General features: G+C 40.3%; 10 protein-coding genes and 1 riboswitch. Of the genes, 1 reads left to right on the top strand and 9 read right to left on the bottom strand.

Translation table 11 applies throughout. From position 1 onward, the window contains the following. Positions 1 to 12 precede the first annotated feature (12 nt). Positions 13 to 143: riboswitch (guanidine-I (ykkC/yxkD leader) on the bottom strand. Between the two features lie 349 nt (positions 144 to 492). The 6 genes from NSS70_RS03575 to NSS70_RS03550 form a co-directional block, all read right to left on the bottom strand. Continuing rightward, positions 493 to 2,430, bottom strand: coding sequence for a beta-glucoside-specific PTS transporter subunit IIABC (locus tag NSS70_RS03575; RefSeq protein WP_327847968.1), 1,938 nt, complete (start codon positions 2,428 to 2,430; stop codon positions 493 to 495). Between the two features lie 175 nt (positions 2,431 to 2,605). Beyond that, positions 2,606 to 4,018, bottom strand: coding sequence for a glycoside hydrolase family 1 protein (locus NSS70_RS03570; protein WP_144598069.1), 1,413 nt, complete (start codon positions 4,016 to 4,018; stop codon positions 2,606 to 2,608). A gap of 56 nt (positions 4,019 to 4,074) precedes the next feature. Next, a complete protein-coding gene (locus NSS70_RS03565; RefSeq protein ID WP_063389269.1) occupies positions 4,075 to 5,538 on the bottom strand; it encodes a glycoside hydrolase family 1 protein in 1,464 nt (487 codons plus the stop codon). Positions 5,539 to 5,794: 256 nt separating this feature from the next. Continuing rightward, a complete protein-coding gene (licT, locus tag NSS70_RS03560; RefSeq protein ID WP_063389270.1) occupies positions 5,795 to 6,625 on the bottom strand; it encodes a BglG family transcription antiterminator LicT in 831 nt (276 codons plus the stop codon). A gap of 297 nt (positions 6,626 to 6,922) precedes the next feature. Next, the gene (locus NSS70_RS03555; protein WP_340880943.1) at positions 6,923 to 7,915 is read right to left on the bottom strand and encodes a Gfo/Idh/MocA family protein; all 993 of its coding nucleotides are present in this window, start codon (positions 7,913 to 7,915) and stop codon (positions 6,923 to 6,925) included. 147 nt (positions 7,916 to 8,062) lie between these two features. Continuing rightward, a complete protein-coding gene (locus tag NSS70_RS03550) occupies positions 8,063 to 8,311 on the bottom strand; it encodes a hypothetical protein (RefSeq protein ID WP_144598072.1) in 249 nt (82 codons plus the stop codon). Between the two features lie 211 nt (positions 8,312 to 8,522). On the opposite strand from NSS70_RS03550, the gene NSS70_RS03545 reads away from it, so the two are divergent. Then, on the top strand, positions 8,523 to 9,701 hold the full coding sequence (locus NSS70_RS03545) for an MFS transporter (RefSeq protein WP_340880942.1): 1,179 nt from the start codon (positions 8,523 to 8,525) through the stop codon (positions 9,699 to 9,701). 732 nt (positions 9,702 to 10,433) lie between these two features. On the opposite strand, the gene NSS70_RS03540 is transcribed toward NSS70_RS03545, so the two are convergent. From NSS70_RS03540 to NSS70_RS03530, 3 genes are all read right to left on the bottom strand, one after another. Further along, a complete protein-coding gene (locus tag NSS70_RS03540; protein WP_094245122.1) occupies positions 10,434 to 11,873 on the bottom strand; it encodes an NAD-dependent succinate-semialdehyde dehydrogenase in 1,440 nt (479 codons plus the stop codon). 65 nt (positions 11,874 to 11,938) lie between these two features. After that, positions 11,939 to 13,270, bottom strand: a complete 1,332-nt coding sequence (locus tag NSS70_RS03535; RefSeq protein ID WP_340882463.1) for a hypothetical protein — start codon at positions 13,268 to 13,270, stop codon at positions 11,939 to 11,941. Positions 13,271 to 13,290: 20 nt separating this feature from the next. After that, on the bottom strand, positions 13,291 to 14,436 hold the full coding sequence (locus tag NSS70_RS03530) for an iron-containing alcohol dehydrogenase (RefSeq protein ID WP_130158339.1): 1,146 nt from the start codon (positions 14,434 to 14,436) through the stop codon (positions 13,291 to 13,293). Positions 14,437 to 14,490 lie beyond the last annotated feature (54 nt).

Below are 14,490 nucleotides of genomic sequence, written 5' to 3'. Positions count from 1 at the left end.
CAGAGAGAATAGATCTCCCAGGCTTTTATCCTTCCGTGTATATAGAAGTTGCAATCAAACGCAGCTTCTATACGCTCTCTCTCGGACCAGACTTACCGGCGGTGATACAGCCTGCCAGCAACGGAACCCTAGACAGCTTTGATTTCCCACTTATTTCGGGGAACGATATTCACTTTTCATCATTCCAAGATACGCTGGCAAATCTCAGCTTTTCACCTTCTTTTTCCGGTTGACAGAGAATGAGAGATCACTACAAACTCTTTAGGGGGATTTTTTATTTATTAAGAATTATAGTTTATATGACTATATCTGCAATAAATATGTAATATTTTCTAACATAATTTCTCGAAATATTCGCATATTACGGAAACTATTATTACATAAAAGAATTATATTTTTTCAAAAAAACAGCATGAAAAGCTGCAAAACGTTCAAAATCTTCTTAAAAAAAGCATCTGCCCTTAATCAGCAGATGCTTTTTTCTTGTGAAAATCATTCCGAGTCATTTATAAGCGTCAATAAAGGTTCGCCAATTTTGATTTGTTTTTCTTTCGTTTCATTTATTTCTTTGTAGTGACTAGTGTTGGTTATAACAACCGGTGTCGCCAAATCAAAGCCCGCCGACTGAATTCCATTTATGTCAAATTCAATGAGCAGCTGTCCTTTCTCTACACGGGCGCCTTGAGTTGTATGAGCAGTGAAAAATTTCCCTTCCAATTGAACGGTATTCATGCCAATATGAATCAAAATTTCCGCACCTTGATCAGATGTTATTCCAATTGCATGTTTCGTAGGAAAAAGAGTCGTTACTGTGCCGGATACAGGCGCTACTAATTTTCCTTCCGAAGGCTCAATGGCTACGCCCGCGCCGAGGGCCCCGGATGAAAATGCTGCATCCTTGATGTCTGATAACGGCTTTACTTCGCCGTTAAACGGGCTGAAAATAATTTCTTTTTTACCTAATAATTCTTCTTCCGCGTCAGCCTCAGCTGTTGCTTGTTGGGATTGCCGATCTGCTTCTGCTGCCGATTTTTGACTGAATCCAAAAAGGAAAGTGAGGATAAAACCAAGGATAAAGGCAACGGTAATGGCAATTAAAGTGCCCCATAAACCAAACGTAATGCCTTCAGTCGGACTGATAAAGGATGGAATACCAAAAATTCCGAGACCTCCCAGCATATACATTTTTGAATCAAATACTCCTATGAGTCCTCCGCCAATTGCCGCAGCAATACAGCTGATAATAAACGGTTTTTTGAGCGGAAGCGTAACACCATAAATCGCCGGTTCTGTAACCCCGAAAACTCCGGAAATAAATGCAGGAACACTAAGCGTTTTCAATTTTTGCTGTTTCGTTTTCACCATTACGGCAAGTACAGCACCTATTTGTGCAAAAGAAGGAGCAAATGCCATCGCTAAAATAGGATCCGCTCCCATTGTGCTCATATTGTTGATGGCAATCGATACAAGCCCCCAATGAAGACCGAAAATAACAAATACTTGCCAGAACCCGCCAAGAAGCAGCCCTGCGATAATTGGCGATAAATCATTGATGGCAACTGTTAGTTGACCTAGAAGCTTTCCTGCCCAAGTTGCAATTGGTCCAATCAATAAAAATGTTAAAGGAACTATGATAATCAGTGTAAAAAAAGGAACTAAAAATGTTTTCACGACATCAGGAATAACTTTCTTAAACCAATTTTCCACCTTTGCACTAAAATAAGCAGCCAAAATAATCGGAATAACGGAAGATGAATACGTCATTAAAATGACCGGAATGCCAAGAAATGTAATATAAATAGGCGACTCAAACATCGTGCCTGAAAACAAAGTGTAAAGCGCTTTTCCGCTAGTAAGATTAGATAGTGTCGGATAAACCAATGACGCCCCGATCGCCATACCGATGAATGTGTTGCCGCCGAATTTTTTGCTGGCCGTATAACCAAGAAAGATCGGGAAGAAGTAAAATAACGAATCGCCAATTGCATATAAAATTTGATAAGTTCCTGATTTATCTGTTATCCAGCCTAGTGATGCGAAAAGAGCGGCAAAACCTTTAATCATTCCTGTTGCAGCTAGAACGCCGAGAGTTGGTGCAAAAATTCCCGAAATAATGTCAATAAAGCGGTTGAATAAATTTTTATCCTTTTTTCCCGCTTCCGTATCGACAGGCTTTGCAGCTTCAAACCCGCCAATAGCAACGACCGCCTTATATACATCAGGCACATGATTGCCGATGACAACTTGATATTGTCCGCCGCTTTTCATAACGGTGACGACTCCGTCCATGTTTTTTAACACTTCTGTGTTCGCTTTCCCTTCGTCCTTTAATTGAAAGCGCAATCTTGTAATACAGTGAACAACACTTATAACGTTTTCTTTACCGCCGACATTTTCGATAATGTCTTTAGCCAATTGCTCATATTTCATGATTGACCCTCCCAAAAATATATTTGATATATAAAAAACCTGAACCAATTTGAACGCGCACGAATAAACGCACTGTATTGTTCAAATCAGTTCAGGTTATGCCCGGATGGTAACATTCCTTCCTGATTTTTGACAGCTTCCCGAAAAAATTATGCAATTGTCGAATTTACTCTTTCTAATCTAAATTGGCTCCATTCGATGAGATGACTTGCTTATACCAATAAAAGCTTTGTTTTCGAATTCGGCGCAAATCTTTTAAATCAAACTCATCACGGTTAACGTAAATAAAACCGTAGCGTTTGCTTATACCTTGATGCGTGCTGACGAGATCAATAGCTGACCAAGGACAAAAACCGAACACTTCAACACCGTCACTAATCGCTAATTGCATTTGTTCGATATGGTTTCTTAAAAATTCAATTCGGTATGTGTCGTTTATAACATCGCCTTCTTCCAATTGATCGATGGCGCCTAATCCATTTTCCGTAACAATCAATGGCAAATGATAGCGGTCATATATTTCTCTTAATGTTGTCCGAAACCCGACTGGATCAATTTCCCAGCCAAATTCATTTTTCTTTAAATGCGGATTGGAGGCTCCTTTATAAACTCCCGGTTCCCCAACCGTAATATGCTGATCTCCTGTTTGGTTCACATCTTCTTCATTTCCTTCGCTTGCTGCTACTGTTTGCGAAGTATAATAGTTAAAAGCAATAAAATCCGGCTTGGCATTTTGTAAAATTTCCATATCGCCTTCAAGAATTGTTGGAGTATATCCCTTTTCCTCCAAGTAAGCCCAGGCAATATTGTTATAGCGCCCATATACAGCCATATCCAAATACAGCCAATTGCGGATGGCTGCGTAATTATTGGCAGCTAAAACATCTTCAGGTTTTGAGCTTGCCGGATAAATCGTCACAATATTCGGCGCCGGTCCGATTTTTGCATCAGGCAGCATTTGATGGCATAACGCCATTGCCTTCGCCTGAGCGACAAACATATGATGATTTTGTTGATACAATTCTTTTTTTGGATTTTTTAAGTTCGGATCAACGGTCCCGATCGCTTCGCCATGAAGGATCATCATATTTTGTTCATTAATCGTCAGCCAATATTTTACCCGATCGCCAAAATGCTCGAATAATGTTTTGCAATAATTTTCATATGCATCAATCGTTGCACGATTGGACCAGCCGCCTTTTTCCTGTAATGCATAAGGCAAATCAAAATGATAAATCGTCACAATCGGTTCAATTCCATGCTTTCTGATTTCATTGATAAGTTGATCGTAGAACTCTATCCCTTTTCGATTTACCTCTCCGTCGCCATTAGGATAAATGCGTGTCCAGGCAATGGAAAAACGATATGCTTTAAAGCCCATTTCAGCAAACAGAGCAATATCTTCTTTGTAACGGTGGTAATGATCGCTGGCTACTTTAAAATCAGTTGTGCCTTCGGGGTATTTGGCCATATCGATAACGGAAGGTCCCTTTCCGTCTTCATTCCATGCGCCTTCCACTTGATAGGCTGATGTGGAACCTCCCCAAAAAAAATCGTTTGGAAAAGGCTTGCGCCGCTCGTGTTTCATGCTTACTACCTCCCATTTCATTTTTAAACAGAGTGATTTCGACATCGCAATCGTTTTTACAATTCTTCTCCATTCGTTTCGATTACTTTTTTATACCAATAGAAGCTGTCCTTCCGGAGGCGTTTCAATGTTCCGTTGCCGAAGTCATCTTGATCGACATAAATAAAACCATACCGTTTGCTCATTTCTGAGGTAGATGCGCTTACTAAGTCAATAGGCCCCCAAGTTGTATACCCCATTAATTCAACACCGTCGCCAATCGCTTCTTTCATTTGCTCAATATGTTTGCGCAAATAGTCGATTCGGTAATCGTCATGGATGCTGCCGTCTTCCTCAACCTTGTCGTAGGCCCCTAATCCGTTTTCCACTATAAATAAAGGAACTTGATAGCGGTCATACAATTTATTTAACGTAATCCGCAAGCCGACCGGATCAATTTGCCAACCCCAATCAGATGATTCAAGATAAGGGTTTTTCACACCGCCGATTAAATTGCCTGAAACTTCTTCAGCATCATCCTTCGTGCTGGCTACAAGTGTCATATAGTAGCTGAACGAAAGGAAATCCACTGTATATTGTTTTAAAATGGCATCATCGCCTGGAAGTTTTTCAATGTGAATATTATTTTCTGCAAAATAGCGTTTCATATAACTTGGGTATGCGCCGCGAACTTGAACATCTGTGAAAAATAAGTTCAGCTGATCTTCTTTTAATGCTTTAAGTACATCGTCCGGGTTGCATGTTTCCGGATATACTTCCAATCTAGCCAGCATACAGCCGATTTTTGCATCCGGAATGATTTCGTGGCATGCTTTAACAGCTAGTGCACTTGCTACAAATTGGTGGTGTACCCCTTGGAAGGCAGCTTGTTTTACATTTTCAACCCGATCGGTTAAAATGCCGCCGCCGGTGTACGGACTGAAAGTAATCATATTGATTTCATTAAATGTCAGCCAATATTTCACCTTGTTTTTATACCGTTTAAATACGGTTTCAGCGTAGTGAACAAAGAAATCTATCACCTTGCGATTCGTCCAGCCGCCGTACTTTTGCACAAGCCCGAGCGGCATTTCGTAGTGGGAAAGTGTAACAAGCGGCTCAATATTATATTTCGCCAGTTCGTCAAACACTTTGTCATAAAAGGCTAATCCTGCTTCATTTGGTTCGGTCTCATCCCCATTCGGGAAGATACGCGGCCAAGAAATGGATAAACGGAATACTTTAAACCCCATTTCTGCAAATAAGGCGATGTCTTCCTTATAGCGATGATAAAAATCGATTCCGAAACGTTTCGGGAAAATTTTATCTGATGCTGCTCCGCTTAAGATTTCCTCGATTTCTGCACTTGTCACATCTAATGAATGTCCGTTTTTACCACGTTTTTCTTTTGGTACATAAGCCACCATATCGGCAGTAGAAAGACCTTTTCCATCTGCATCAAAAGCACCTTCTAATTGGTTGGCAGCAGTTGCGCCGCCCCAGAGAAAGTTTTCCGGGAATTTCGCTTCGAAATGGCCCATTGTTCATTCACCCTCTCGTTATTATTAAAAAAATTTCCAACTTTATCCTGTCGCAAAGCGCTTATACGATCAAGAAAATAAAAAAACCTAAATTGCCCGCCATAAAAATGACGAAACAATTTAGGTTTTGCCTGCATGACCAGTAACAATCCTAAATGAAATGGTTTCTATTCGGTTGTTATTTACAAATTAGCATACGCTTTCATTTCCTGTCAACAGTTCATTTAAAAATTTTTACGAGAAGCTGAGATTTTGTTTAATTACGATTCACGACTCGATCAATATGAATTGTCAAATATAGTTTTTCTTCCGAAGTTATTTCATGGCCATGCACCTTTTGAATATAATCTTTTATTTTTTTCGTGCAGGCATAAGCTTCCGGATGCTTATTTTTTACGATTTCATACAATTCATCATCGTCGCTCTTCAGCAGCATGTTGTTTATGAGCCGTTGCGCGAAAAATTTCAAGTGGGTAAGGAAACGGAAATAATTTAATGAATCCTCGTCAAGCTCAATTTTAAAATGGTATTTTACAATATTCAGTATATCTTGAATAATCTTTGTCATATTGGCGACATCCGTCATTTCTTCATTCAGCTCAGCATTGACGAAATGCATCGCAATGAAACCGGCTTCATCTTCAGGCAGTTCAATCGCCAATTTGTCTTTAATCATTTTCAGTGCTTCCAAAGCGATTTGAAATTCATCTTTATATATCCGCTTGATTTCCCAAAGTAATGGATTCACAATCTTTATCCCTTGTTTTTGCCGTTCTATGGCGAAATTAATATGGTCTGTCAGCGATATATAAATAATATCATTCAGTTTTTTGCCAAGTTTATTTTTCGCGTATTGTATCATTTCCTCCGTTACTTTTACATATTCCATCGGAACCTCGTACAATAGCGATTTAAATTTACTGGCCATATCCTGATTTTCCAATTTAAAAATCTTTTCAATTCTGTCTTCATCAACCTCATCGCCAGGTCTTTTCTTAAAGGCAATCCCTCGTCCCATGATGACCAGCTCTTGATCATCTTGTATAACGCTGATCACGTTATTATTAATCACTTTTGCGATTTTCACGCGTACCCCCTGCCTTTGGTTTGATGCTATTATACCTATATATTGCAAAATGCACTCGATATTATTTATGAAAGAAGTCCTTAATTAAGAGAATTTACGATTTATTAGGATTTGTCAATACAAAAATTCGATTGCTAAAGCAGATTTTCGTTTTTTTTCATAGTAAGAGTCCGCCATCATGCGTTGGGTACAGCCCGACGATAAGGGGAGGTGAATTCACTTCTGTCCAGTACGCTTTCTATTGGTCAAAATGATAAAAAATAACGGCGAGAACACATGCCCCGCCGTTTTGTCATTTTATTTGAGCGAAATCTTTTTTCCATGTTTGATCGATTCATAGCAAGCTTCGATTACAGTCATATTTTGGATCATATTTTCGTTTGTGTAGGAAGGATTTTTTCCATGCAGCACCGCATCTGAAAAATGCTCAACTTGAAGAGCGTATTGATCCGCTACAATGCTTTCGATTCTCTGCTCATTTTCTTTTTCAACAATGATTAAGCCTTCTCCTCCTTGGCGGTCAGGTCGATAGGCTCTTGGAACGTGAATAGAACCTTTCGTTCCGACCACTTCATAAACATTTGAAAAACTCGCGTGAAAACTGCAGTCAAAAACGGCTTTGACTCCATTGTCAAGCTCCATATATCCGACAGCCGTCGTATCAACGCGATGAACAGGATCTATTTCAGCATCTACTCTCACTTCAGCCGGTTCGGCTTGAATAATATTTCGAATCGAATGAATACAATAGCAGCCAATATCATAAATACTGCCGCCGCCCATATCAGAATTTAAACGAATATTTTGCGAGGCAGGATCCAAATAAAACGAAAAGTTGGCTCTCATTAATTTCACATCGCCAATTTCACCTGATGCGATGATGTCTCGAACTCTTTGGTGCTGTGGGTGAAATTGGTACATAAACGCTTCCATAAACTTCACATTGTTTTTTTCACAAACGGCTGCCGCTTCTTTCGCTTCCTCAGCTGTCAGCGTTGCCGGCTTTTCACATAATACATGTTTTCCTGCTTCAGCTGCCTTCACAATCCATTCTTTGTGCAAATGGTTAGGCAGCGGTATGTATACAACATCGATATCTGGATCCTTTAGCAAGTCTTCATAACTTTTATAGGCTTTCGGAATATTTAGTTCATCAGCCACCCCGATCACTTTATCGGATCGGCTTGCTATCGCCGCCACAACAGCATTTTTAGATCTTTGAATCGCAGGAATCAACTGCTTTTTAGCGATTTGTGCTGTGCTTATTATTCCCCAACGAGTTTTTTTCAATTTCTAAATCCCCTCCAGATCAATTTTGAAAAAACATAATCTTGTCAATTATTTTTGAAATTCTTTTGATTTTACATTAATATTTTTTGATTTTGAAAACGCTTTTTTATATTTTACCACATTTTCACACATCGTCCATATAACTTTTCAGCAGCTTCCTCCACAAGAATTCAAACCGCTGCTGCCACCGTCACCAGAACATTGACCGCCTGCCAACTTTTTATGTTTGAAGATGTTTGTTTGTACTTGCAATATTTTTGCCACCGGACCAATTGGAACAATCGTATAAATGTTTTCCCTTGGTTGTGTGAACACATAAGGGAATCGGTGCTCAAATTCCTTCAGCAGCAAATACGGCAAGTCACTCGGTTGCCGAGGGAATGTAGGCTTTGACATTTGCAAGTTTTTGAAAAAGAGGAATGTTGCTAGATTTAAATTTTTGTTTATGATTGAATTTTTGTGTTTTTTTCGACTAGTCGGCCCTTAAAAGTGATTTCGTACAGATTATCGTTCATTGTCATTCGCCTCTACTTCATTCGTTGCATTAGACAGTTTAGCTTATTAGATGTATAGTATATTTGGAAATAATGGAAAGAGGCGAGTCCAATTGGTATACATAAAAATGAACAGTCCAGAATATGTAAAGGCCAGCATAGCTCTTTTTTTCGGCGGGTTTGTCACCTTTTCCATTTTGTATACAACACAGCCTTTACTGCCTGTTTTCTCAAAAGAATTTCATATCTCTGCCGCATCAGCCAGTTTAACCGTATCGGCTTCAACCGGAACACTGGCTTTTATGATGCTGGTAGCTGCTAGTTTGTCAGATGTTCTTGGAAAAAAGAAAATCATGATCATCTCGATGCTGCTTACTTCCATGCTCTCTATGTTTATTGCTTTGAGCCCAAATTTTCCTTTGCTTGTTGTATTCCGAACACTGCTTGGAATTTCTTCAGCAGGCATCCCCTCTCTCGCTATGGCGTATGTAGCAGAAGAGTTTCATCCAACTGCAATTGGCAAAGTGATGGGATTGTATATAAGCGGAACAAGCATCGGCGGAATGGCCGGCCGAATAATCACTGGCTTGTTGACAGATTTTTTTTCATGGAGGACCGCTTTATTTTCCATCGGAGCGCTAGCTCTTATTTTAAGCATCGTCTTTGCTATTATTCTACCGACACCAAAGAATAGCGAAAAAAAGCCGTTTAATATAGAAGCTGTTATAAAAGCATATACTGTACACTTAAAAAATAAGCCGCTTTTATCTCTCATTTTTTTGGGCTTTTTATTTATGGGAAGCTTTGTGACATTATACAATTATATCGGCTATTTACTGAGCGAGCCTCCTTATTCATTCAGCCAATCATTGCTTGGCTTCCTTTTCATCGTCTACATTTTCGGAAGCTTCAGCTCTGTATTTTTAGGCAAAAAAGCTGATGAACACGGCCATTCAGCCACGCTAATTTTTGCCGTCGCTTTGACTATTTCCGGAGCCATATTGACTCTTTTTCCGCCAGTATTGGTGAAAATTATCGGCATTTCACTATTTACATATGGTTTTTTCGGCTGTCATTCCATTGCCAGCGCTTGGATTGGAGAACGGGCGGATAAGAATAAAGCTCAAGCATCTTCTTTATATCTTTTATTCTATTATTTGGGATCAAGCTTAGTTGGTACATTTGGGGGCTATTTTTGGATTCATTTCCATTGGGCGGGAGTCATCTTGTTTATCACAGCTTTATTGCTATCAAGCTTACCTTTTATTCGGTATGCTGAGAAACGTCTTTAACCGTCAGAAAGTATAATAGATTAGTGCAGAAAAAAACGCTTAGCCTGTCGGAAGAGCTGAGCGTTTTTTTAAGAAAAAATTTATGGTGTTCGGATTATCGTGCAAAATTCCCATAAAAATTAGAGATGGTTCAGCATGTCATAAGCAGAAAATTGCATGGAATTCCTGTAAACTGTCCACTGTTTTACACTGCTCATTTCACGTAAAATCCCTCAAAAAATGCCACTTTTCAAAATAAAAATATGGCAACCTTCATCTTTAAAAAGTTCCAGAAAATAACATCTTTTTCTATTGACTTTTACGTTGCGTAACACCTTATAGTTGCTAACGCAGAGATGTAATAAGTGACAATGAAGGTAAAAGAAGCTGGTGCAGCAAGCAGGAGCTTTTCAAATAATCAAAAATAGCAAGGTGGAAGCAATGAAAATAGTCATCGAAAATACAATCGAACAATATGAAATTGTTCGATTTCTTTCAAATCTTGCTTGATATATAAAACTTGTAACAATTGATATGTGGAACCCTTATAAACTGTCAATTGTGATAGCTAAAATTCATATTGTTAAGTCAGCAAACAAAACCTGATAGAAAATTCGGAAGGCTGTCAGTTAGAATAGATTAGTCAATGAATGAGTTTATGAAAAAGTGTTAGATTACGATTTTTCTATTGTAGCTAAAAGCATGGAAGAGGGTGTTTTTACCCTCTTTCCACACTTTTTTGGATATCCAAAATTATATTAATTGAAGAGAAACGAACTTAATTTCTAGGAATTCGTCCAGCCCGTAGTGGCTTCCTTCTCTTCCAAGGCCGCTCTCTTTCATTCCGCCAAAAGGTGCTTGGGCGACAGACGGAAGGCCGTCATTGATTCCGACAATGCCGTATTCTAGATTTTCAGAAAACCAAACAGCCTTTTTGAGAGATTGGGTGTAAACATACGCAGCCAAACCAAATGGTGTACCGTTTGCACGTTGGATAACTTCTTCATCATCTGAATATGTGCTGACCGGTGCCAATGGACCAAATGTTTCTTCCTGCATGCACAACATATCATCTGTTACATCAGAGATTACAATCGGCTTCATAAAATATCCTTTGTCCATATTCACGGCAGGTCCTTCATGGAGTTTCGCGCCTTTTTCGACTGCATCTTCTAATTGATGTTGAACTTTTTTGACTGCATTTTCGTCAATAAGCGGTCCAATGTCTACCTTCTCGTCAAGGCCATTCCCTACTTGCAGCGTTAAAACAGCTTCATGAAATGCTTTTAAAAACGGCTCCTTAATTGACTCATGGACATAAATCCGGTTGGCGCATACGCACGTTTGACCGGCATTTCTGAATTTTGATTGCACAACGCCCTTTACAGCTTCTTGAATATTTGCATCTTCTGTTATGATAAAAGGTGCCAAGCCTCCAAGTTCAAGCGATACTTTTTTTACAGTATCCGCTGCTTTTCTCATTAACAGCTTTCCAACTGGAGTAGACCCTGTAAAAGTAACCTTCTTAACGCGTGAATCTTCCATCCAAACATCAACGACTTCAGCTGGTTTTTCAGTCGTTATAACATTGATGACACCTGCTGGAAAACCTGCTTCATGAGCACATTCTGCTAATAAAAGTGCTGTAAGCGGTGTTTGTTCAGCCGGTTTTATGACAACTGTGCATCCAGCTGCAAGGGCAGGGGCGACTTTCCGTGTGATCATCGCCGCCGGAAAGTTCCAAGGAGTTATGGCAGCAACGACTCCAACAGGTTGTTTTTGAACGATAATTCTCTTCGAATGAACAGATGCCGGAATCGTTTCGCCATAAATCCGTTTCGCTTCTTCTGCAAACCATTTCACAAAGCTGTTTGCATATTGTATTTCGCCTTTCGCCTCGGCGAGCGGTTTTCCCTGCTCGATTGTCATCGTCGATGCCAACACTTCCAGCCGATCATTTATGAGCTTATACCATTTTTCCAGCAATTCTGCTCGTTCATAGGCTGTCGTTTTTGACCAAGTTTTAAAAGCTTCGTGAGCTGCATCGACAGCCAGCTTTGCTTCCTTGGCGGTTCCGTTCGGCACATAACCAACTGTTTCAAAAGTGGCAGGGTTTTGAACGGCAAAATTGTCATCCAACTGAACAAATTCTCCGTTAAGATACAGCCCTTTTGTCAATGGTTGTTCTTTCATACTGCTTGAATCTCCTCTCTTTCTTTTTCTTCATTCGAGTGGTGCGTAAATATGCGGTCGTTTTCTCAGCGCAGAAAATCTTTCCCATACAGCAGGATGCATAAAAGGATGCCGGCAGCAAAAGCCATTGTTGCTCCTTTTATGACGAGGATTGCACCAACAATCCCCGCAATTCCAAGATCACGCTGGCTGCGGGACTGCATGACACCGATACGAACGCTTACATAACCTTGTACCAACAATGTCAATGCTAAAGCTACCCCAAGTATCGGTTGTACTAAACTTACTATAGGCAGCAAAAATAATCCAGTATTTGTACCCCAACGGAACGATCCTGCTCCGCCGAAAAACGAATGCATCGCTTCTTTACCTTTTTTAAACCGCTCAATCACGACCACTTGCATAGCAGCCCACATCGGACCGCACATCGTAATATCAGGGCCGATCATGCTCATCAGAATGTTTCGGCCACCAAATATTAAGTGGGCGCGGTTCGGATTGTAATCAACTTTTTCATCCGTACGTATGACATCAGATTCAGAAAGGAGAGCTTTCGTTTTCAGCACATCTCCAAACACAACTAAATACGTTGCAAAAACAGCAGGGACTGCCTTCACGAAAAACGATAACGCAGGGAAGCCCAGGCCAAATACCGTATATTCCGCCCAAAGTGTGGCGAAATCTGGTTTACTGAAACCCCATTGAATGTCCGGCCATTTCGCTTCTCCAACAAGAGGCGCTACAAAAACAGCTAGCAAAATAGCAGGTAAAATCCCTAAATTCCCCAACAAAGCCCAGCCTTTGTTTTTTTGCTTTAATTTTTCGAAATGTTTAGAGAATATTAGATAAAACGCAAAGCCAATGCAAATTGTGATCGTAATCGGGAATAATTCAAACTTTCCTCCGGCTTCAAAAATCGATACGACAGCTCCAATTCCGGCACCCAGTATAATACCTGATTTAATGGCGTCAGGCACTAAACGCACCACTTTGCTGGCAAGTCCCGTTACTCCTAAAATGATGGATAAAATTCCAAGAGTCAACTGAAATGCAATGAGTGCATATATTCGGTCCTCACCTTCTGGAAATTGTTTAACAAACAAAACAATCAATGGAATCGCGGGAGTGACCCAACCTGGAATGACCGGGTCACCAAGCAGATGATGCAGTAAATATAAAAGTCCATTCAATACAACAACAGCGAGAGCCACTTCAAACGGCATCCCTAAATGATCCGCTAAAAGAGTAATAGCCCCAAGGTCTACCGCACACATGAGCAAACCCTGCACATAATCGGGCCATTCAAACCGATAATGAATAAACGGCAGCCGTATTTTAAAGGGACCTGCAGGGATATATGGCGTTTCAGCGCCGTGCGGACGATTTTTCCATTTCATGATCATGATTTTCCCTCCTATCAATAGGCAGCACGGTATATTTGTTCAATATCTTTTTTGCTTAATTTTCGAGGGTTATTGCGCAGAAGCCGCGTTTGCTTTAAAGCTTCCTCAGCCATTTCAGAAATCGCAGATTCCGGAATATTAAATTCACGCAAAGATTGTGGAATTTCCACATAGCGGCATATCCGGATCATCGCTTCAATCGCTGCATCAGCCGCTTGATCATCGTTTAGATGATCTACTTTTTCTCCTAACGCTTCTGCGATATCACGGAATCTTTCTAAACAAGCTATTTTGTTCCATTTCATGACGTATGGAAGCAGCAAGGAGTTGCTTACACCGTGTGCTATATGAAAACGTCCTCCAAGAGGATAAGCGAGAGCGTGCACTGCTCCAACGCCTGCATTACCAAAAGCCAATCCCGCCATGAGACTCGCTGTAATCATCGCCTCACGTGATTCGATGTTTTCCGGGTTTGAATACGCTTTCGGTAAATGGGTGGAAATAAGTTTCATAGCACCAATTGCCAGTGCATCCGTAATCGGAGAAGCAAACTTCGAAATATAAGCTTCCACAGCATGAACCAATGCATCCACTCCGCTTGCTGCTGTCACGCTAGGAGGGCACGTAATGGTCATGATCGGCGAAACAATTGCGACATCAGGTAATAAGTACGGACTGACTATCCCTTTTTTCACCTGCTCTTTCGTATCCGACAAGATTGAAATATTCGTAACTTCGGAACCTGTTCCGGCAGTTGTCGGAATGGCTATTAAAGGCAGCCCTGGTGATTCCACTAAATTAATTCCAAAGTATTCTTCAATTCTCCCCTTATTCGTCGCCATGACAGAAGCCGCTTTGGCAATATCGATAGCGCTTCCACCGCCGACAGCGATCAGCCCGTCATGATTTCCTACTTTTATCGCTTGAAGACATTGTTCGACAATTTCAATTTCCGGTTCCGGATTTACATCCGAGAATACTCCCGGCTCCATCGGCAATAAATTTTGAACCTGTTTTACTACTCCCGCTTGGATAAGTATCTTATCTGTCACGATAAGTGGATTTTTTATCCCAAGCCGCTTCACTTCTTCAGGGAGTTGATTGAGAGAATCAGTTCCTGTAATTAATTTGTTCGCCATTGAAAATGTAGATATATTCATTTTTTTCTTCCTCTCCTTTCAAACTAGCGAGAAATGAATTGATTTTCCTGGTGT

This window comes from Aeribacillus sp. FSL K6-2848 (assembly GCF_038004325.1).
Taxonomy (GTDB): domain Bacteria; phylum Bacillota; class Bacilli; order Bacillales; family Aeribacillaceae; genus Aeribacillus; species Aeribacillus composti.
Note: the sequence above shows the minus strand (reverse complement) of the source record. Positions and strands in the feature narration are given on the sequence as shown.

Coding starts and splice junctions, on each gene's coding strand:
- NSS70_RS03575 (WP_327847968.1), bottom strand. CDS start 2,430: ATGAAATATGAGCAATTGGCTAAAGACATTATCGAAAATGTCGGCGGT.
- NSS70_RS03570 (WP_144598069.1), bottom strand. CDS start 4,018: ATGAAACACGAGCGGCGCAAGCCTTTTCCAAACGATTTTTTTTGGGGA.
- NSS70_RS03565 (WP_063389269.1), bottom strand. CDS start 5,538: ATGGGCCATTTCGAAGCGAAATTCCCGGAAAACTTTCTCTGGGGCGGC.
- NSS70_RS03550 (WP_144598072.1), bottom strand. CDS start 8,311: ATGTCAAAGCCTACATTCCCTCGGCAACCGAGTGACTTGCCGTATTTG.
- NSS70_RS03540 (WP_094245122.1), bottom strand. CDS start 11,873: ATGAAAGAACAACCATTGACAAAAGGGCTGTATCTTAACGGAGAATTT.
- NSS70_RS03535 (WP_340882463.1), bottom strand. CDS start 13,270: ATGAAATGGAAAAATCGTCCGCACGGCGCTGAAACGCCATATATCCCT.
- NSS70_RS03530 (WP_130158339.1), bottom strand. CDS start 14,436: ATGAATATATCTACATTTTCAATGGCGAACAAATTAATTACAGGAACT.